The sequence below is a fragment of the Mesorhizobium sp. ISC11 genome (genome assembly GCF_037162595.1).
GTDB classification, from domain to species: Bacteria; Pseudomonadota; Alphaproteobacteria; order Rhizobiales; family Rhizobiaceae; genus Mesorhizobium; species Mesorhizobium ciceri.
Genome location: NZ_JAVSPW010000001.1, coordinates 5,354,752 through 5,374,716, shown reverse-complemented (window position 1 = coordinate 5,374,716; position 19,965 = coordinate 5,354,752). Strand labels below are relative to the sequence as shown.

Below are 19,965 nucleotides of genomic sequence, written 5' to 3'. Positions count from 1 at the left end.
TCTTTGCGTCGACGCAGCTTGGCTGCCTGGAAGGTTCCCTCTTTGCCTTGCGGTCTGCGAGCTGGGTCCAGATGGTCATCATTTGGCTGCGCGCTGCACGGGGCTCGAAAGATTCAATCGAGGACGGGTCCTCTTGGAAAACGGGGGCAGCGTTGGTCAAGCCCTTCCACCCTGCTGTCCCAATGGTGTTCAGAAGCTCAGTTCACGATCAAGCGATGGATCAGCGTCATCTGGCGTTTGCGCCATCGCGGCGGCGTTGCAACGGGTCTGCCAAAGATGAGCAGGCCGCGAGGCAGGGTCCGAGACCTAGACTCCAACCTCATAGCGCGCTCGGCTCGCGTTCGGAAGGTTCGAACCGCAGCACGATCAGGTGGCGACACCGTTGGTCGGAACCGGAACCCGACGAATGATCGTTCGTGACCGACATCTGTGAACAAGCAGTATGTGTCATTGCAATCACCACCCGTTGCGCGGAAATGCCCATATGGCCGTGAATGAACTGGATTTGGTGATTTTCCAGATGGCGGTGGAAAGCGTCCGCTTGCTCTCTTCAAGCTTTGATGAGAAGGCGGCTGAGATAGCCACGAGGAGCCGTGGTAGCCTTCTTTTTGACGTGCGGGTGGACGGTGACCTGGAGGTCCAGCGAGTCGCAGCCATTGGATATCCAGGCGACAAGATCGGTGTGGTGGCATTGGACCGAGAGGGCCTTGTTAGCTGTTGTTGCCTTGTCAATGGCACCTTCTCACCTTTCATTGCACCGTTGGAGAACTGGACCAGCATGCCCCTTTCGATGCAGGCCCAGATCGATGTCACAGGCTATGCGAGGCTCCTTCTGGCCGCCTTGCGAAATGCTGGACATATGCTGGACAGGTAGCATCGCGATGATGTCTGTGATGAGATGGTGCAAACGGCTGGATGAGGCGATCGCTTGCTGGCAGCTTTGGCAACAAAGCGATCGGTGAGTTCGCAATGCTGGAACACGTCCTTTAGACTCTGCAGTTAAGTTAGCGGACTACCATCTGACGAATGCCCTCTGACAGTCTGCATGGCGCGGCATGCCCTCTTAGGAATGCAGCCGTGGTTCTACACCATCGGCTGTTTTTGTGTCGAAGGCGACGGGCACGCCATGAACGAAGGAAGCGGCCGCCAACAGTTCCTCCAACTCGCGGTCGGTGGCCTTGCATGCCGGCATTAGTGTTCGGATGGCGCGGATCGCCTGCGCCATGGAGAGAAAGCGGACCCTTCCCCTGGAAAGGACATAGGCTTCTGCGGCTTTTTCGACGGTGACGGTGTGAAACGAATTGGTCATGACGAATTCCTCCCTGAACCCTGACCAACCCGACTTATGGCACGAATTCGACCGCCTTCAAGCCTATGTCCGATTGCGGACAATCGCTGCGATTCGTTCAAAACCGCTGATGCTTTTGGGCGACCTGGTGAGGGGCAAGGAGACGTCGGCTGAACCCGTTTCAACCGACATGCTTCAGGCAGCGGCCAGGCCGAAATAACGCTGCTCCTCCTTGTCATAAGCGCCATGTGTGAGCTTTATCAATCCGGCACGGTCGATGATCGTGATCTCGCCGCGCTTGGCGTGCACCAGTCCTCGATACTCAAGCATTTGCAGGGCCGTGGTGACCCCGGGCGGTGGGCGCGAGCATGGTCGCCAGAAATTCATGCGTCGGGAGGATCTTATCTCCTTCCGCACGGTCGTGGACCATCAGCTGCCAGCGGGCCAGCCGTTCTTCGACCTTGGAGTGGCCATTGACCAGTGCCGTCCGGCATGATTGGACGAGGAACGCGTGGGCATAGTCCAGCACTGAGGTGCGAAGCGACGGGCTAATCGCAGGGCGAAGGTTTTCAACCGGCAGGCGCCAGGTAGTGCTTTCCTTTCCGAGAATGACGGCAATTCCTTTCATCCCGTCATAGCCGACAATGCCGACTTCACCTTGCCGCCCGCCGGTCATGGTGGCGACCACCGACGCGATGCCCCTCTCGGGAAAATATACGTTCTTGATCGGCTGATGCGCGACCTCCAACTTGTCCTTGATGCCCGGTTCGACGTGATGCAGCGATGGTCGCAAAAGCGCGAAGTCCTGCGGGGTGAGGGCTTCAGCACCTGGTCGCGAAAGAGGGATCGGGCAAGGCTCTCTTCCAACGGGGCAAGAGCGCGTACGTCTTACTGTCGGCTGCACCGAAGTAAATGCCGGCCGATGCCAAAGCATAGGCTTCGAAACGCGCGATTGCAAAGCCCTGTCGGGGCAGTGCAGTCATGCTAGAAGTCGCGCCGCCTACGATAGGCAGCGGATGACATGATTCCCTTCTGCGGCGGCCACCAAGAACGGCTCGGGCACGCTTTAATCGTTCATACACAAGCTCGCAGGAATGTAAGCAGCGGAACAGTCGGGTGATTCGTACCGCCCTGCCCTTTCAGAGATCAAGTCATTGGACGTCAATTCGGCTGGAACGCCTCGTCGAACGGCCCAGGAAAATGCAGCCGGATGAGCAATGGTGGTTCACCTTATGTGCGGTCCCGGATATGCGGTCCGGCGGCTCATCTCCCAATGGCTTGTCGATGGGGAAGTGGAACTCGTCATGTCGCCGCGAACCGTCACCGCGCTAGCGGGGCTCTTTTGAAGACGCCGGTGTTTTTCTTTGTGGAACTGAATCTGTGAGGTGATTGATGCATGAATCAAACATTTGCGTATTTCCGCTGCATCGGCGACGTATATTGGTCGAAAGTATCGCCCAGGCCCTCGAGACCAAGAACGGCGAGGCGGCGAGCGCGTTCTGGCGCTGTGCCGCCAAGAAAATGCTCATTCAATTGTCCGATGTAGGAATTGCGCCAGAGCTCGCTGCGCAGGAGGTTGGAAGCCTTCTTCATGCGGTCTTGGACGACATGGCCAACCGAACGGTAATGCACAAAGCATAGGCTCGGGCGCTGTTGGACCGCGCGTCAGCTCGGGTCCTTATCGGGGGACTGCTCCGACTGGCCGACGGTCCGGCCAAACCGGCATACCGGCAAAGCTTTGAGGTTGCGATCGCTCACGGCGGCCGGTCCAATATTCTAAGACGACCTCAGAAGCCACGTTGGCTTCTTTGGACGAAGCGGAGGGGCGCCATTTTGGCGTGCTCACGCTGGACTGCGGGTTGCGCCTACGGAAATCCAAAGTCCGGCCGCGCGAGCCAATCGACCGGAACAGTCGAAAGCTCGTGGGGCGGGTCCGCTCACCCTCACGGCGGCGGTGGCGGCCGTGAGCAGACTTAACTCAAGTCACGGCTGAGCATCCGCAGGCGCTATGCCGATTGGATGAGAACTGGTTGCCACAACACCGGCCCGTTGAGGCGTCCCCTCCAGCGGATGCGCAAGAGACTGGCGTAGGAAATATCGAGGAAGCCGGCGACTGCCTCGGTGTTGCCGACCTGCTTGGGCTGTCCGATACGTGACAACGGCCAGGTCGCGAGACGAAGGATCCTTTCGATGCGCGTATCTGTCACCGTTACGATCCCGGAGAGATTGTTGGCCAAGCCGAATTCGATGATCCCCGCGAAGAGCTCGTAGGTTGCTTGGGCCAGGCCGCCAGCTGCCTTCGGCGCTGTCGCAGGGAGATCGAGCGCGAAACGACTACTCTCCCAGATATCGGCACTCGCAGGGACCACCATCTCATCCAGCAGCGTCGGAAACGTATCGCGCAACATTGTCGGTCCGGTGGTCGGCAAAAGGCGGACGCAGCCGCAAGTTCGCCAATCGGACCCCTTGAGAAGCAGGTAGACGGGGTTCAGGCTGTCAAACGAGTCCGTTTCCATTTCGCCTTCGGTCTGCACTTCCCAATCGAGCCGCTTCTTGAAAACCCGATACCTAAGTCCGTGCATTTCCTTGAGTTCGCTCGCAAACTCGGCGTAGCAGTCGGGTGTTATCAGCTGCATCATTGTCGTCTCCGTGCGGGATGTGTCCACGCAATCGAAGGGCAAAGCCGTCATGAATGCAGCCTGTAGACCTTTACAGCTAGACTTGGAGAGGATCAGGATCTCGCCCGAGCAGCCATCCGCACTACGGCCTGGTTGATGGTTCGCACGCCAAGCTTCGCCTTGGCGTTTTCCTGATGGAAGGTCACGGTGCGTTTCGAGACACCGAGAATCTGGCTGATATCCCAGGCCGACTTGCCGCACGCCGCCCATTTCAGGCACTCGAACTCCCGCCGGGTGAGCATTATGCCATCTACCACGCAATCTTCGGCGAGCCTGCGCCGGGCATGGATATGAACGTTGATCGCAACCAGTTGCATTGCTTTTTCGTAGCGCGTCAGCGACCTCAGAAATGGCGGATGCGCCTCGTTGGAGGCGAAGGTCAGTGCGGCGAACCGGCCGCGATGATCATGCATCGACATGGTCAGTCCGCCGCGAATGCCGAACTCAGCTGCTTTTTCCAGGACTTCCTGCTGAGAGGTCGGCAAATAACGGTGATCGCGGTCCACACCCCAGTCGAAGGTATCCCAGCCCCGCAGTCCCCGCAGGATCACGGGATCCACGCTGTGGTAGCGCTGTTGCAGGTAATGTGATGTCCATGATGATGGATAATTCGAGATCAATCGCGGCCTGTCGCCGGAAGCGGATGGGTAGGTGAAATAAGCGAAGAGCGGAAAGTCGAACCCGGCTGCGGCGGACGCCATTGCCTCATGGAGATCGACGGCATCGACGCTTGCAGAGAGTTGCTCGACCAAGGTTTCAAATACGCGATGCATCTGCGCTTAGCGTACCTCGCGGAGGTTGCTGGAAGCCGACGGAGACGTGGTTCTAAATGATGGCCTGTCCCTGCAGGGCATACGACGCGCCGCCGTCATCACCGCAATTGCTGTGCTGCTTCCGATTGGAGAGAGCTCCGCCCACCTGACCAACTACCGATGGGTGATATTGCGACGTTATCGATGAGCCGCGTGTCGCCAAGCCAAGCCGCAGCAAGCAAGCGTGCCGGTCGGTCAAGGCTTGCTAACGATTGCAGGTCTGTTTCTCCGCGAAGCTCCAGGTATTCGAGCTCGCGATAGCCGGCAGCCAGAATTGCTGCACGCGCTTCATCAAGCGTAGGCAGGATGGGGGAGCCGCGTGCAAGCCGCTCGGCCGTATCGAGCAGGACCGATGCTAGTTTTGGGGCAATGGCGCGTTGGGCTGGGGAGAGCCGCACGTTACGCGACGATAGCGCAAGACCATCGGCTTCGCGGACTGTCGGACAGGGCACAATAGTGATCGGAATGTCGAGATCCCGGACCAAGCGCCTGACAAGCTGAAGTTGCTGAAAATCCTTTTCGCCAAAAAAGGCGAAGTCAGCGCCGGCCTGCAGGAAGAGCTTGGCCACGACCGTCGCCACGCCATTGAAATGGCCGAGCCGGAATGCGCCGCAAAGGCATTCGCTGATGCCGGACACTGAAACGGCCGTGGCGAAGCCCACCTGGTACATTTCCTCTGTGTCCGGCACATAGAGCAGATGCGTGCCCAGCAGAGCGAGCTTGGCAGCATCGTCGCTTTCCGTCCGAGGGTAGGCAATCAGGTCGGCGGGGCTGTTGAACTGCTTGGGGTTTACGAACAGCGTCACGATCACCCGCTCGGCCCTTTCGAGCGCCTTCCGCACGAGGCTCAGATGCCCGTCGTGCAAGGCTCCCATGGTCGGCACAATACCGATCGTGGCACCCGAGCGACGCCATTGCGCAACGACGCCGCGCAGCTCGCTCACGGTTCGAGCGATCGGCACGCTCATGTGAAGTCACCGGCCTTCAAGGCGTTGACATAGAGATGTTCGACCGCCGGAAAGTGCCGGTTCCGCATATCGGTGGCGTAAGCGGCGATTGCCGCCTCAGCCTGCTCACCGAGCTCGGCATAGCGTTTGACGAACTTCGGCCGAAATGAGGTGAAGAGCCCGAGCATATCGTGGCTCACCAGAATCTGGCCGTCGCAAGCTGGCGAGGCACCGATGCCGATGGTGGGTATGTCGATATCGGCGGTTATCTGCCGTGCAAGCTGCTCCGGTATCTTTTCCAGCACCAAGGAGAAGGCGCCAGCTTCAGTTACCGCCCTGGCGTCGCGCCTGATCCGCTCTGCATCGGCTCCCCGGCCCTGCACACGATAGCCTCCAAACGTGTTTACCGCCTGCGGCGTCAGGCCCACATGGGCCATGACAGGTACGCCGCGCGCGGTAAGGAAGCGGATGGTTTCCGCGATGGTCTCGCCGCCCTCGATCTTTACCGCTGAACAACCGGTCTCACCCATCACGCGCGCAGCGTTGCCGAAAGCGTGCTCTGGGCTTTCCTCGTAGGAACCGAAGGGCAGGTCGACGACCATCAGCGCGTGTTCAAGGCCGCGGCGAACGGCCTGTCCGTGCATGATCATCATGTCGAGCGTGACCCCCAGCGTCGACGACAGGCCGTGCAGCACCATGCCGACGCTGTCGCCGACAAGAACGATGTCGCAGTGGCGATCGAGCAGCCTCGCGACCGGCGTGGTGTAGGCCGTCAAGCATACAAGTGGCGTCTGGCCTTTTCGCGATCGAATATCTGGAGGAGTCATCCCTTTTATCTCACCAGCCGCGCTCAACCGAGGCCCCTTCCCTTACGTTACCAACAGCGGGTGTCGCGTTTGGCATATTTTTGTGCGACTGCGAAGAGCTAAAAACAGCGCTTGAGTACTCCGGTGTTGACGTGCTGGCTTCCAAGGTTACATTCAATCGATTAAGGCGCTCCGTTGGGCCAACCCGCTTTCGCAAACATGGATCCTCAGACAAGAAGAACCAAGAAAGGCAAAGCCGCCGTCAAAGCTGACGAAGCCAAAGTGGACCTGACTGCCGTCGTGGTCGCCGTAAACGACAGTGAGCCCTGTGTCCTCACAGTCGGTCATGCGGACACCCTCCCTTCTGGACCTTTTGCCCTTGAGCATCGATCACTGCAGTCGGGTTTGAGGGGGTGGGTGGAGCAGCAGACCGGCCATGCACTTGGATACATCGAGCAACTCTACACCTTCGCCGATCGCGATCGCATCGGCACTGAGCGCCACCAGCGCGTCATCTCAATCAGCTATCTCGCATTGACCAGGAAGGAACAGGCAACGAACTCGGCCGCGTGCGGCTGGCAAAGTTGGTACGAATATTTTCCCTGGGAGGACCACCGCTTCGGCACGCCGCCTGTGCTGCTCGATAGATTGCGGCCCCGCCTGATTGAGTGGGCCGGCGGCGCCAGCGAGCCGACCACTCAACGCGAGCGCCGGCAGCGCGCTGCGATAGCCTTCGGCTTCGACGACCGCCATTGGAACGAGGAACTCACGCTCCAACGCTACGAGTTGCTCTATGAAGCTGCTCTGATTGAGGAGGCCGGTGGCGGCAGGGACGCGATTGCGGCCGCGGCTGGCAAACCAATGGTCGCTGACCACCGTCGTATTCTGGCAACCGGGATCGCGCGGCTGCGTTCGAAGATCAAATACCGGCCGGTCGTGTTCGAGCTTATGCGGCCTTCCTTCACGCTGCTGCAACTGCAGCGAACCGTGGAAGCTTTGGCTGGCAGGCTGATCAACAAGCCGAACTTCCGGAGATTGGTCGAGCAGCAGGAACTTGTTGAGGAGACCGGGGAGACCTCCCTCGACACGGGCGGCCGACCGGCGAAGCTTTATCGCTTCCGGCATGCCGTCCTCGACGACAGGGCTATCGCCGGGACAAAATTACCGCTGGCGCGGGCTTGACATACTTATAGTCAAGGTAGATATATTCCCTTATTGTCAAACCGAATATAATCGAGGCGCCAATGACTGGGGCGTTACCTATGGCTGCGTCCTTGTATGAGCGTGTCCGGCGGGTGATCCCACCCGTTGAATGGCCCGCGTTCGCCGGCGATATTGAAGCCATCTTAGCGCTGAAGCGTGAGCGCAATGCGGTGGTGCTGGCGCACAATTACCAGACGCCCGAAATTTTTCATTGCGTGGCAGACATCGTCGGCGACAGCCTGGCGTTGGCCCACAAGGCGGTGACGGTCGACGCCGACATCATCGTGGTTGCCGGCGTTCATTTCATGGCCGAGACGGCAAAACTGCTCAATCCGAACAAGACCGTGCTCATCCCGGATCTCCGCGCCGGCTGCTCGCTGGCCGAATCGATCACGGCAAACGACGTGCGGCTAATGCGGCTGCGGTATCCGGGGGTCCCCGTTGTTACTTACGTCAACACTTCCGCCGCCGTAAAAGCGGAGTCCGACATCTGCTGCACGTCCGGCAACGCCAAGGCGGTGGTGGAATCGCTTGGCGTGGCGCGTGTGCTGATGCTCCCGGACGAATATCTGGCGAGGAACGTGGCAGCCGATACAGACGTCGAGATCATCGCCTGGAAAGGCCATTGCGAGGTGCATGAGCGCTTCACCGCAGCAGACATCCGGGAACTGCGCGATGCCCATCCAGGCGTCATCGTGCTGGCCCATCCAGAATGCCCACCAGACGTTGTCGCGGAGGCGGAGTTCTCCGGCTCGACCGCGGCGATGTCGGATTATGTCGAGCGTGAGAAACCGAAGCGTGTCGTCCTTCTGACCGAATGTTCGATGAGCGACAACGTCGCGGTCGCGCATCCCGACGTCGAGTTCGTTCGCCCATGCAATCTGTGCCCGCACATGAAGCGCATCAACCTGGCCAACATTCGCGCCGCACTCGAGCAGAACCGGCATGAGGTCCGGATTGATCCCGAAATTGCCGGCCCCGCCCGCCGCGCGGTCGAGCGCATGCTTTCCCTATGAGTCTGGAGGTTCGCGAAATCGCGGGGGCGCCGGTCGTCATCGGCGGCGGCATTGCCGGCCTGATGACGGCGCTTCATCTGGCGCCGGAACCGGTCGTGCTTTTGACCAACGCGCCGCTTGGAACCGGAGCCTGCAGTGAACTTGCCCAGGGCGGTCTTGCGGCAAGTCTCGGGGGCGACGACGGCCCAGATTTTCACCTTTGCGACACGATAGCTGCCGGCGACGGACTCTGCGATGAGGCCACGGTGCGGCGAGTGGTACGAGCTGCACCCGAAGCGATTAGGACGATCCAAAGGTTCGGCGTCGACTTCGACCAGCACCCTGACCGCGCGTTGCGACTTGGGCTCGAGGCGGCACACTCGCGACGGCGGATTGTGCATGCAGCCGGCGACGCCACCGGTCGCGAGTTGGTGCGCGCGCTCGTCGCCGCGGTTCGGCGTACAGCCTCGATCACCATTATCGAAAATGTGGAGGTCCGCCGGCTGGTCGTGCAGGACGGGTCGGTCATCGCCGTGGTCGCAGCAGGACGAGCCGGCGCGCTCGCTCTGCCCACGCGTCGCGCGGTGCTGGCGACCGGCGGCGTCGGCGGGCTGTTTTGCGACACGACAAACCCCGCTGGCTCATGGGGTCACGGGCTGGCGCTCGCCGCATGGGCGGGGGCGGAACTCGCCGACTTGGAATTCATACAGTTCCATCCAACTGCGCTCGACGGTCCGCGCCGGCCGATGCCGCTGGTGAGCGAAGCCGTGCGTGGCGAAGGCGCGGTGCTCATCGATGAGCGAGGAGAGCGCTTCCTCGCCGACACACCTGGCGGTGAACTTGCGCCTCGCGACGTCGTAGCGCGCGCCATTTGGCACCAGCTTGCCGTTGGACGCCGCGTATTCCTGGACGCACGGCAAAGTCTCGGCCCGAGATTTGGCAAGCGTTTTCCAGGCATCGCCGAATTGTGCCGGAGCGCAGGAATCGACCCAGCGACCGACCTGATCCCGGTGCGCCCGGCGGCACATTATCACATGGGCGGCGTCGCCGTAGACAGCGCCGGCCGCAGCTCCATCGAGGGATTGTGGGCCTGCGGTGAGGTGGCCTGTACCGGCCTGCACGGCGCCAACCGCCTGGCCAGCAACTCGCTCACCGAAGCGGCGGTCACCGCGAGCTGGGTTGCCGAAAGCGTTGCCGGCACGTCGTATACCCGGCGACCGCGCAGATGCTCCACATTCGTCCCTCCACGACCAGACGCTTCCGTGGTCCGCCCGATTGTCTCCGCCGCCCTGGGTATCATCCGCGACGGCGAGGCAATGCGCGAAGCGGTGGCGACCCTGCTGCCGATCGCAGCCAATAGTGTCGCTGCCTCTGGTCCGGCTTTGGTCTCACTGATGATCGCCGCGGCGGCCCTGAGGCGGGAAGAGAGTCGAGGCGCGCACTGTCGGTCCGATTTCCCGCTCCACGATGCCAACGTGCGCCCATCACGGCTGACACTGCACAGCGCAATGCGGGCCGCGGCCGCACTCGATTGCCGGGCTACCATACGGAGCACTTGATATGACTTCATTCTCCCCCCTCCCCGCGACCCTGATCGAACCGATTGTGCGCGTTGCGCTCCTCGAAGACCTGGGCAGATCCGGCGACCTGACCACCGATGCGGTTATCCCGTATGATTGCACTGCCACGTTGGTGCTCAAAGCGAGGCAGGCGGGCGTCGTTGCCGGGCTCGATCTGGTCTCGTATGCCTTCCTTCTCGTGGAACCGGCGATCAACATCCAGATCTGGCGCCCTGATGGCAGCGAGGTTGGGGCCGGGGAAACCATTGCAAGATTGTCCGGACCCGCACGAGGCCTGCTCACGGCCGAACGCACGGCCCTCAATTTCTTATGCCGGCTGAGCGGCATTGCCACTGCCACAGCGGCCATGGTTGAGGCCGTGCGCGGTCACAAGGCGAGGATTGTATCGACGCGAAAGACGACGCCCGGGCTGCGGGCATTGGAGAAATACGCCGTGCGCGTCGGCGGCGGTGCCAATCACCGGTTCGGCCTCGATGACGGCGTGCTCATAAAGGACAACCACATCGCGATCGCCGGCGATATGCGCACAGCAATAGAGCGGGCGCGCGCCGCAGCAGGGCATATGGTGAAGGTCGAGGTCGAGGTCGACACGCTGAAGCAGCTCGATGCAGCGCTCGCGATTGGTGTTGACGCGGTGCTGCTCGACAATATGTCGGTCGAGGATCTTGCCCGCGCGGTTTCTATAGTGGATGGCCGTACGATCACCGAGGCGTCCGGTCGGGTGATGCCGAAAACGGCGGCGGCGATTGCGGCGACCGGTGTCGATCTCATCTCCATGGGTTGGCTGACGCACAGCGCCCCGATCCTCGACATCGGCCTGGACATGCCGGACCACCAGAACATCTGCAAGCACTTGAACTGAGGATTACGGCGTGAGGAGCAACATCAGCTCGGCAGGCGTAGGAGGTGCTGGAAAGACGTGCCGCAGCTCGCCTTTAGCGAGTGCGCCCCAAAGCCAAGAAGGCGTACCGGACTAGCAAACAAAGGTTTGACGATGACGATTGGAATGAACTCGGAGTTCGACGTGAACCAGACCATGCAATCGGTCGACGGAACGCCTCCGCGATGGAACCGCAAAGAGGCCGAGGCCATCTACGGCATGCCATTCAACGATCTGCTGTTCCTGGCTCAGACGATCCACCGCCAGAACTTCGATCGAAACCGAGTGCAGCTGTCGCGGCTCCTTAGCATCAAGACCGGCGGGTGCCCCGAAGATTGCGGCTATTGCAGCCAGTCTGCGCATTACGAAACCGGTGTGAAGGCGTCGAAGCTGGTGGACGTCAAGCATGTCATCGACGAAGCGGCCAAGGCGCGTGATGGCGGCGCAACGCGCTATTGCATGGGCGCGGCGTGGCGAAGTCCCAAGGAGCGCGACATGGACGTTGTGGTCGCCATGATTGAGGGCGTCAAGGCCCTCGGCATGGAGACCTGCATGACGCTCGGCATGCTCGATCTTGAGCAAGCTGCTCGCCTGAAGCAGGCCGGTCTCGACTACTATAACCACAACATCGATACCTCTGAGCGCTACTATGGCGAGGTTATTTCAACCAGGACTTTTGCCGACCGGCTGAAAACGCTTGGGCACGTGCGCGCGGTTGGGATGAAAGTCTGCTGCGGCGGCATTGTCGGGATGGGAGAAGAAAAGACCGATCGCATCGACATGCTGGTCACGCTCGCGAACCTGCCCGAGCCGCCGGAAAGCGTGCCGATCAACATGCTTATTCCCATCGAAGGCACGCCGCTTGCCGCGGCCGACGCCATCGATCCGATCGATTTCGTCCGCATCGTTGCGCTCGCGCGGGTGATGATGCCGAAATCCTATGTAAGGCTGTCCGCCGGCAGGACGGCGATGAGCGACGAAACGCAGGCGCTGTGCTTCTTTGCCGGCGCCAATTCGATCTTTGTCGGCGACACGCTGCTGACGGCGGGAAATCCCGGCGAGGACAAGGATACCCTTCTGTTCCGGCGCCTCGGCATTGAGCCTATGGAACTCGCCACGCAATGAAGGAGGCAATTCTTGCCCGCTATGACGCAACCTTGCGGGGACTGGGGCGCAAGGACCGGTTGCGGACGCTCGCACCGCGCGCCGGGCTCGACTTCTCGTCGAACGACTATATCGGACTTGCCGCCTCCAAAAGACTGGGCGATGCGGTTTCGACGGCGATTGCGCGGGGCACGCCAGTGGGCGCCACCGGATCGCGGCTGTTGCGCGGCAATGCACCGGAACATGAGCAACTGGAGGCGGACGCAGCGGCATTTTTCGGAGCCGAGCGTGCACTGTTCTTCGGCAGCGGCTATATCGCCAACTTCGCTCTGCTGACGGCCCTGCCGCAGAAAGGCGACCTGCTGGTCCTCGACGAGCTCGCTCATGCCAGCATGCATGAGGGTGCCCAGGCCGGGCGCGCTGAGTTCAAGCTGGCCGCGCACAACGACGTCGACGCTGTCGAGGACGCAATCACCCGCTGGCGCGCCGAAGGCGGCATGGGGCGGGTGTGGATCGCCTTCGAAAGCCTTTACAGCATGGATGGCGACCGTGCGCCGATGGAGAGCCTGGTCGCGCTGGCTGATCGGTACCAGGCATTCATCGTCGTCGATGAAGCGCATGCCACCGGCGTCTGGGGACCGGACGGCCGGGGACTGGCCGCCGCGTATGAAGGCCGCGACAACATCGTCACGCTCCACACATGCGGCAAGGCGCTTGGCGCATCCGGCGCGCTCGTTACCGGACCGCGAACACTGTGCGACTATCTTATCAACCGGTGCCGGCCATTCATCTATGCGACCGCACCATCGCCGCTGATGGCAGTCGCGGCACGTGAGGCGCTGACTATTCTGTCTGACGAGCCTATGCGTCGTGCTCAGTTGCACGAGCGTGTCGCTTTCGCGAGCCGGCAATTGGCCGAACGCTGCGGCGTGATGCCCAGCGGCTCGCAGATCCAGCCGCTTGTGATCGGCGATAACAGCCGCACCATGGCGGTGGCGGCAGGACTGCAGGCACGCGGCTTCGACATACGCGGCATTCGCCCGCCGACAGTGCCTGAGGGTACGTCGCGCCTGCGCATTTCGCTGACTCTCAACGTCGACGAAGCCGACATTTCCGCCATGGTCGAGGCTCTCGTCGGAGTGTTGGCCACAGCATGACCAAACGCATCGTCGTCACCGGAACAGACACTGGAATTGGCAAGACAGTGTTTTCGGCCGGACTTGCCGGGCTGCTCGACGGCTTCTACTGGAAGCCGGTGCAATCGGGCCTCAACGAGGAGACCGACAGCGAGGTCGTCGCCCGGCTTTCCGGCTTGCCCGACGGACGCGTGCTGCCCGAAGTCTATCGACTGACGATGCCGCTGTCGCCGCATCGATCAGCCGAAATCGACGGCGTCGCGATCGAGGCCGACGATCTTTCATTTCCGGTCCTGCCGACACCGCTCGTCATCGAAGGCGCCGGCGGGCTGATGGTGCCGCTCAATCGACAGACAAGGTTCATTGACATATTCGAACAATGGCGGCTGCCGGTCATACTGTGCGCCCGCACCGCGCTTGGCACCATCAATCATACGCTGTTGTCGATCGAGGCCCTGAGAGCCCGCTCCATCCCGCTCATCGGCATTGCCTTCATTGGCGAAGAGGTGGCCGATACACAAAGGACAATCGTGGAATTCGGCGGCGTGCCGCAGCTGGGCAGGCTGCCGCACCTCGGTCCGCTGACGGGTGAAACGTTGAGAGATGCAATGATTTCCGGCTTCGACCTGGCCATGATTGCCGGAGGCGACTGATGGCGGAGTCTCGAGTCTGGCATCCGTTCACGCAGCACGCGCTAGAGCCCTCGCTCCCTGAAATCGTGCTGACTGAAGGCGCCTATCTCCACAAGGCCGACGGCTTCCGCATCCTCGATGCGATTTCTTCCTGGTGGGTCGTCACCCATGGCCATCGCCACCCCCGCATCATGAAGGCCATCGAGACGACCGCCTCGAGCCTCGACCAGATCATCTTCGCGGGCTTCACCCACGAGCCGGCCGAACGGCTGGCCGAGGCGCTTGTAGGCATCGCACCCGCCGGCCTCCACCGGGTGTTCTATTCCGACAGTGGCTCGACCTCAGTCGAAGTCGCGCTGAAGATGGCGCTCGGCTATTTCCGTAACATCGGCGCGTCGCGTTCGCGCATCGCCGTCATGGAGCACAGCTATCATGGCGACACCATCGGCACGATGAGCGTCGGCGCCCGTGGCGTCTTCAACGCCGCCTATGAGCCTTTGCTGTTCGAGGTCGACACCATCCCCTTCCCGGCCGCCGGGCGCGAGCAGGAAACGCTGGATCGGTTCGAGGCCGTTAGCCGCGACCGGCGCGCAGCCGCGCTGATCGTCGAGCCGCTGGTGCTTGGCGCCGGCGGCATGCTGATGTATCCGGCCTGGGTTCTTGCCGAATTGAAGAGGATCGCCGAAGCCTCCGGCACGCTCGTGATCGCCGATGAAGTGATGACCGGCTGGGGGCGCACCGGAACCATGTTTGCCTGCGAACAGGCGTCCGTCTCGCCCGACATCTTGTGCACCTCGAAAGGTCTGACCGGTGGTACCATCCCGCTGGCCGCCACGATCGCCACCGATGCCATCTTCCACGCTCACTTTTCGGAGGATCGCAAGAAGACGTTTTTCCATTCGAGCTCCTACACCGCCAATCCGATCGCCTGCGCGGCAGCACTTGCCAATGTCGAGATCTGGCGTGACGAGCCGGTGGCCGAGCGGATCGCGGTCTTGAGCGCGAGGCAGGCCGCGGGGCTGCAACGCTTCCGGGACAATCCATATTTCACCGACTGCCGGACAACCGGCACCATCGCGGCACTCGACCTACGCACCGGCTCAGCCGGTTATCTGGCCGAGATCGGGCCAAAACTGCGCGCTTTTTTCCTTGAGCGCGGCCTGTTGGTGCGCCCGCTCGGCAATGTCCTCTATCTTCTGCCGCCCTATTGCATCACCAGCGACGAATTGGACGGGCTCTATGACGCGATAGAGGAGGCCGGCGAACGCTTCGGCTCGCGGCCATGAACCTATCGTCGCGCGTTCTCGGCTTCGGCCATCATGCGCCGACGCGCAAGGTCGAGAACCCGGAAATCGAAGACCGGCTCGGGCTTGAGCCCGGCTGGATCGAGCGGCGCACCGGAATTCGCTCGCGCTTCTGGGCAACAGACGAAGACACGCTGTCGGGCCTTGCCGCCTCTGCCGGCGACATGGCGCTGACCAATGCCGGTATCGACCGCGGCGACGTCGGTCTACTCTTGCTCGCCACGTCGACGCCCGATCACCTTCTGCCGCCAAGCGCGCCGCTGGTCGCACATCGGCTGGGGCTAGGCCGCGCCGGAGCGATCGACCTGACCGGCGCCTGCGCCGGCTTCATCTATGCGCTGATGTTCGCCGACGGGTTCACCCGCCTGCACGGCAAAGCGAGCCTTGTCATCGCCGCCAACATCCTCAGCCACCGCATCAATTTGGCCGAGCGCGCCAGCGCCGTGCTGTTTGCCGATGCCGCCGGCGCCATGGTGATCAGTCCTTGCGATGACCCGGATCGAGGCATTCTCGGCGCTTCGGTGGATTCCGACGGCTCGCGCTACGGGCTAATCCAGATTCCCGCCGGGGGAAGCAACACTCCGTTCCATGCCGACCTCGACCTCGCGCAGACACGGATGACGATCACTGACGGCCGTGAAGTATTCAGCAAGGCCGTGGAGATGATGACCGCCTGCTCGAGAGATGCGCTCACTGCTGCCCGACTGAGGCCGCAAGACCTCGATCGTTTCGTGCCGCATCAGGCCAATGCGCGCATTTTCGACGCGGTCGGCAGGAACCTCGGCATCGCTGATCACTCGATCGTCAAGACGATCGCCGAATATGGCAACTCTTCCGCCGCGACGATCCCGCTCTCATTGTCGCTGGCCCATCGGGCGCAGCCGTTTCGGCCTGGCGAGAAAGTCCTCTTGGCGGCAGCGGGTGCGGGTCTCAGCGGCGGCGCGCTTGTGGTGGGAATTTAGCAAAGCAATGCTTGCGCACAGGACTGCTCATGAATGAGACTATGAGAATGGCTCAATACGCAAATAGTCGCCGGCAAGCTCCATAGAGCTGGGGTCCGTGCGGTGCTCCGCGATGTCTAAGTATCGACCCGCTTGCTCAAATCGCAGCGCTCATCGAAGGCCAGCAATACCTCATGCAGAGCGAAAATCCCCAACCGCCCGTTTCAAAGACGCTCGCCCCATTTCGAAACAAGGTGTTTCGCTCAATTTGGGCGGCCACCCAGATTTCCAGCCTCGGTTGGCTAGTGCAAACGGTCGCCATCAGTTGGCTTATGGCAACGATTTCAGCGTCCGACCTCATGGTGGCACTCGTCCAGGCCGCATCCACATTGCCGGTGTTCTTCCTCTCAGTTTTCGCCGGAGCCATTGCCGACAACTTCAGCCGCCGGTGGGTGATGTTTGCGGGACACTGCCTGATAGCATCGGCGTCGACGACGCTGATGATTTCTGTGGGTCTGGGATTTGTCAGTCCTTGGCTGATTCTCGGGTTAGGTTTCCTGGCCGGCTGCGGCTTTGCCTTGAATGATCCGGCTTGGCACGCTTCGGTCGGCGATATCCTTCACAAACGCGACATTCCGGCCGCAGTGACGCTTATGTCCGTCGGATACAACATTGTGCGCAGCGTTGGTCCAGCCTTGGGGGGCGTGATCCTGGCCGTCTTTGGGCCGCTGGCCGCTTTCGCCTTGGCTGCGGTGAGTGATCTGGCGCCCATAAGCGCGATATGGCGCACCAAATGGGAGGTCCGCTCTTCGCCTCTCCCTCGTGAGAGAATGACGACGGCAATTCATGACGGAGTGCGCTTTACGGCGATGTCTTTGGAGATCAGGGCAGCGACCGCCCGAGCCGCTCTTTTCGGGTTGGCAAGCATCTCCATTCTGGCGTTGCTCCCCCTCGTCGTCCGGGATCAGTTGAAGAGTGGGCCAATTGTCTACGGTATCTTATTGGCCGGCTTCGGCATGGGTGCTTTCATCGCGGGTATGGGCAACGGCTTCTTGAGGAAGGTCACGTCTCAAAACAGGCTGGTGGCCTTCGCCTCTGTGGCTTGTGCAGTCTGTTGCCTCTCCCTTGCCCTTACATCGTCGCTTCCTGTGGCGGCCATTTCGCTGGCGCTCGGCGGAGCGGGTTGGCTTATCACCTGGACGGGCATTGACGTGTCGGTGCAGTTGGCAAGCCCAAGGTGGGTTGTAGGCCGCACGCTCTCCATTTACTACGCCTTGAGCGCAGGCGGTATGGCTGCTGGCAGCTGGATCTGGGGTTCTGTCGCGCAAAACTATTCCTTGACCTCAGCATTGGAGGGCGCCGCAGGCGCTCTGTTGCTGGTTGCAGCAGCGGGGATCGTGTTGCCGGTCCGTCCCTGGGAAGAAACCGATCAAGAAAGTTCAGTTTTTCATCCGCCGGACGTGGCTCTCGATCTGAAACCCAGAAGTGGCCCTATCGTGGCCAAGGTCGAGTATTTGATATCGGAGGAAAATATCGAGGCCTTTCTGGGCTCCATGCGCACGCGGCGACACGTCCAGAGCCGTGCCGGTGCACGAAACTGGACGCTCCAGCGAAATCTGCAAACACCGTCACTTTGGACGGAGACATTCCGCACCCCCACCTGGATGGACTTTCTCCGCCTAAATCATCGACTCACCGCAGCAGATAAGGAAGTCGCCCAGCATCTCCTGTCACTGCATGAAGGAGAGGTGCCTCCGCAGACAGTGCTTTCGATTGAACGGACGACCGAGGCAATTCGTACCCGTACCTCGACAATCTTTTCTCGTCCTCCAAGATGACGCCATCAAGCTGCTGTCCAGGGACAGGGTGGATCACCGGTGCTTTGCAGAGCACAGCCTCACACCGAGAGCAGCGTGCTCCGGGTTGTGCGCTTTCGCGCGCACCCAGGCGAGATGATGGTGAACGCGGCGTCAAGTGGAAGTCCCCTGCATACGCTTGCGGAGTCTTCTGCGAGAGCCCATGCCGACGAGCGCCAAACAAGGTCTGATGCCTTTCGGCGTCGTGGCCTCAACTCATCGATTCGCGAGAAAAGCATCGAATGCAGCAGCAACGGCGCGAACAACAAAGCGGTGCTCCGGCCGCACGCGGATGAAGCCGTTTTCGACGTCCAGGATCCCCTCCTCAGCCAGCGTCACCAAACTCTCAACTGAATCGAGAAAACGAGCTGGTTCGATTTCGTGGGCGGCACAGATGGTCGGCACGTCGGCCTCCAAATCGCACATCAGTCGCTCGATGATCGCTGCGCGCACCCGGTCATCGTCGGTCAGACGGTGACCCTTTGATGTCGCCAGACGTCCACTTGCGATGTGCCGGGCGTAAGAATCCCGTGTTACTTCGTTCTGAACATACCCCTCGCGGACTCGGCCAATAGCCGACGCGCCGAAGCCGATCACGTTTTGCAAGTATCGGCCGAGTATCCCAGCGAATTACGCCGTAGGCGCCCGGTCTTCTGTCGCTAGCGCAAGTTCGTCGTCCGGCGGAGCGAAATGATCGAGCCCGATCTCCCGGTAGCCAGCGCCAACCAGTGTCTCGGCGACAGTTGCAGCCTGTTCGGCGCGAAGATCGCCGTCCGGTAGACCTGCCTGCTCGATTAGGCGCTGATTCTTTATCACGGAAGGAATATGCGCGTATCCGAACACCGCAAGCCGGTTGGGGCGCATGGCGACCGCAGCCATCGCGGTCTGGATGCAGGACTGCACAGTCTGTTTCGGTAGACCGAAGATGAGGTCGAAGTTGATATGGCCAACGCCATGCCGGCGGAGATTTTGGACTGCAGCGGCCGTCTGCACCTTACTCTGGATCCGATTGATCGCCTTTGCACATCGGGATCAAAGCTCTGCATCCGATGCTCGCGCGGTTGACACCGTTAGCTGCCAGGGCTTCGGCCATTTCCGGTGTGAACGTTCGGGGATCGATCTCCACGGCGATCGCAGCAGTTTTGCTGAAAGCGAAGTGGCGGCGTAGAAATTCCATCAGCGCCAAGTGCTCGGCTGGCCCGATAAGGTGAGGCGTTCCGCCGCCGAAATGCACATCGCTCACCGGCAGCCCTTGCCGCACTTGCTCCGACACCAAACTGATCTCCTGACGCAGCACCGCTAAATAATTAAGGATCGGGCCGTTGCGACGGATGACCGCGGTAGGGAAGCCGCAATACCAGCACATGGATCGGCAAAACGGAATGTGGAAATAGAGCGACACCGATTCGTCGGCCGGGAGGCCCCCCAGCCATTCCTCATAATCGTCAGCACCAACTGCCGCAGAGAAGTCTGGCACAGTCGGATAGATGGTATACCAAGGCGGCCGGGGGTCCCGGTACTTTGTCAGGATTGAGGTGTGCAAGGAGCTGTCATCCCACGTCGCTCATCCATCATTCTTTCGTTGCGCGCTCGTCCTGGTCTCTGACCTAAGTCAGTGCGTCCCGCTTATGTCGCAGTCTCGTTTGGACAGGATGGGGTCAACCACGCCGGGGAGCGCGCGTGCCATGGTTGCGCCTGAGGTGATGGTGCGGTGCCGCATTCAACGTCTGAGTACGTGACGCCAGTGCAGTGTGCTTGAGGCGTCTGCGGAAGAACTTTGCAATGCGAAATTCATGTCCGACG

Annotated in this window: 19 protein-coding genes and 1 pseudogene; 12 read left to right on the top strand and 8 right to left on the bottom strand. The window is 61.2% G+C overall.

Features of this window, described 5'->3' with window-relative positions; genetic code table 11:
- Positions 1-484: 484 nt before the first annotated feature.
- Entirely contained in the window at positions 485-874 is a 390-nt protein-coding gene (locus RPF88_RS25955; protein WP_024505560.1) for a hypothetical protein, read from the top strand.
- A 189-nt stretch (positions 875-1,063) separates the two neighbouring features.
- On the opposite strand, the gene RPF88_RS25950 is transcribed toward RPF88_RS25955, so the two are convergent.
- The 3 genes from RPF88_RS25950 to RPF88_RS25940 form a co-directional block, all read right to left on the bottom strand.
- Complete coding sequence (locus RPF88_RS25950) at positions 1,064-1,309, bottom strand: hypothetical protein (RefSeq protein WP_063169243.1); 246 nt, start codon at positions 1,307-1,309, stop codon at positions 1,064-1,066.
- 174 nt (positions 1,310-1,483) lie between these two features.
- On the bottom strand, positions 1,484-1,618 hold the full coding sequence (locus tag RPF88_RS25945) for a hypothetical protein (protein WP_256754986.1): 135 nt from the start codon (positions 1,616-1,618) through the stop codon (positions 1,484-1,486).
- On the bottom strand, positions 1,611-2,081 hold the full coding sequence (locus tag RPF88_RS25940; protein WP_224570941.1) for a Crp/Fnr family transcriptional regulator: 471 nt from the start codon (positions 2,079-2,081) through the stop codon (positions 1,611-1,613). Before RPF88_RS25940 ends, RPF88_RS25945 begins: the two co-directional genes overlap by 8 nt.
- A 599-nt stretch (positions 2,082-2,680) precedes the next feature.
- Between RPF88_RS25940 and RPF88_RS25935 the strand changes: the two genes are divergently transcribed.
- Positions 2,681-2,929: a DUF6074 family protein gene (locus tag RPF88_RS25935; protein ID WP_063169245.1), complete on the top strand. Its 249-nt coding sequence runs from the start codon at positions 2,681-2,683 to the stop codon at positions 2,927-2,929.
- Positions 2,930-3,294: 365 nt separating this feature from the next.
- Here the strand turns inward: RPF88_RS25935 and RPF88_RS25930 are convergent, their stop codons facing one another.
- The 4 genes from RPF88_RS25930 to panB all read right to left on the bottom strand — a co-directional run bounded on the left by RPF88_RS25930 (position 3,295) and on the right by panB (position 6,579).
- Complete coding sequence (locus tag RPF88_RS25930) at positions 3,295-3,927, bottom strand: acyl-homoserine-lactone synthase (protein WP_063169246.1); 633 nt, start codon at positions 3,925-3,927, stop codon at positions 3,295-3,297.
- A 92-nt stretch (positions 3,928-4,019) separates the two neighbouring features.
- Complete coding sequence (locus RPF88_RS25925) at positions 4,020-4,739, bottom strand: LuxR family transcriptional regulator (RefSeq protein ID WP_063169247.1); 720 nt, start codon at positions 4,737-4,739, stop codon at positions 4,020-4,022.
- Positions 4,740-4,837: 98 nt separating this feature from the next.
- On the bottom strand, positions 4,838-5,746 hold the full coding sequence (gene panC, locus RPF88_RS25920; protein WP_063169248.1) for a pantoate--beta-alanine ligase: 909 nt from the start codon (positions 5,744-5,746) through the stop codon (positions 4,838-4,840).
- A complete protein-coding gene (gene panB / locus RPF88_RS25915; protein ID WP_063169249.1) occupies positions 5,743-6,579 on the bottom strand; it encodes a 3-methyl-2-oxobutanoate hydroxymethyltransferase in 837 nt (278 codons plus the stop codon). The genes panC and panB overlap by 4 nt, the downstream gene beginning before the upstream one ends.
- A 171-nt stretch (positions 6,580-6,750) precedes the next feature.
- Between panB and RPF88_RS25910 the strand changes: the two genes are divergently transcribed.
- The 10 genes from RPF88_RS25910 to RPF88_RS25865 all read left to right on the top strand — a co-directional run bounded on the left by RPF88_RS25910 (position 6,751) and on the right by RPF88_RS25865 (position 18,144).
- The gene (locus tag RPF88_RS25910) at positions 6,751-7,713 is read left to right on the top strand and encodes an NUDIX hydrolase (RefSeq protein ID WP_024505567.1); all 963 of its coding nucleotides are present in this window, start codon (positions 6,751-6,753) and stop codon (positions 7,711-7,713) included.
- Positions 7,714-7,775: 62 nt separating this feature from the next.
- The gene (gene nadA / locus RPF88_RS25905) at positions 7,776-8,750 is read left to right on the top strand and encodes a quinolinate synthase NadA (protein WP_063169250.1); all 975 of its coding nucleotides are present in this window, start codon (positions 7,776-7,778) and stop codon (positions 8,748-8,750) included.
- Complete coding sequence (locus tag RPF88_RS25900) at positions 8,747-10,288, top strand: L-aspartate oxidase (protein ID WP_063169251.1); 1,542 nt, start codon at positions 8,747-8,749, stop codon at positions 10,286-10,288. Before nadA ends, RPF88_RS25900 begins: the two co-directional genes overlap by 4 nt.
- 1 nt (position 10,289) lies before the next feature.
- Positions 10,290-11,171: a carboxylating nicotinate-nucleotide diphosphorylase gene (gene nadC, locus RPF88_RS25895; protein WP_063169252.1), complete on the top strand. Its 882-nt coding sequence runs from the start codon at positions 10,290-10,292 to the stop codon at positions 11,169-11,171.
- A 174-nt stretch (positions 11,172-11,345) separates the two neighbouring features.
- Positions 11,346-12,314, top strand: coding sequence for a biotin synthase BioB (gene bioB / locus RPF88_RS25890; protein ID WP_224570943.1), 969 nt, complete (start codon positions 11,346-11,348; stop codon positions 12,312-12,314).
- Positions 12,311-13,450, top strand: coding sequence for an 8-amino-7-oxononanoate synthase (locus RPF88_RS25885; RefSeq protein WP_024505572.1), 1,140 nt, complete (start codon positions 12,311-12,313; stop codon positions 13,448-13,450). Before bioB ends, RPF88_RS25885 begins: the two co-directional genes overlap by 4 nt.
- On the top strand, positions 13,447-14,082 hold the full coding sequence (bioD, locus tag RPF88_RS25880; RefSeq protein WP_063169254.1) for a dethiobiotin synthase: 636 nt from the start codon (positions 13,447-13,449) through the stop codon (positions 14,080-14,082). Before RPF88_RS25885 ends, bioD begins: the two co-directional genes overlap by 4 nt.
- On the top strand, positions 14,082-15,347 hold the full coding sequence (locus RPF88_RS25875) for an adenosylmethionine--8-amino-7-oxononanoate transaminase (protein ID WP_063169255.1): 1,266 nt from the start codon (positions 14,082-14,084) through the stop codon (positions 15,345-15,347). Before bioD ends, RPF88_RS25875 begins: the two co-directional genes overlap by 1 nt.
- The gene (locus RPF88_RS25870; RefSeq protein ID WP_063169256.1) at positions 15,344-16,327 is read left to right on the top strand and encodes a beta-ketoacyl-ACP synthase III; all 984 of its coding nucleotides are present in this window, start codon (positions 15,344-15,346) and stop codon (positions 16,325-16,327) included. Before RPF88_RS25875 ends, RPF88_RS25870 begins: the two co-directional genes overlap by 4 nt.
- Positions 16,328-16,500: 173 nt before the next feature.
- Positions 16,501-18,144: an MFS transporter gene (locus RPF88_RS25865; protein ID WP_063169257.1), complete on the top strand. Its 1,644-nt coding sequence runs from the start codon at positions 16,501-16,503 to the stop codon at positions 18,142-18,144.
- A 234-nt stretch (positions 18,145-18,378) separates the two neighbouring features.
- Here the strand turns inward: RPF88_RS25865 and hemN are convergent.
- Positions 18,379-19,705: pseudogene (gene hemN, locus RPF88_RS25860) on the bottom strand (oxygen-independent coproporphyrinogen III oxidase).
- Between the last annotated feature and the right edge of the window lie 260 nt (positions 19,706-19,965).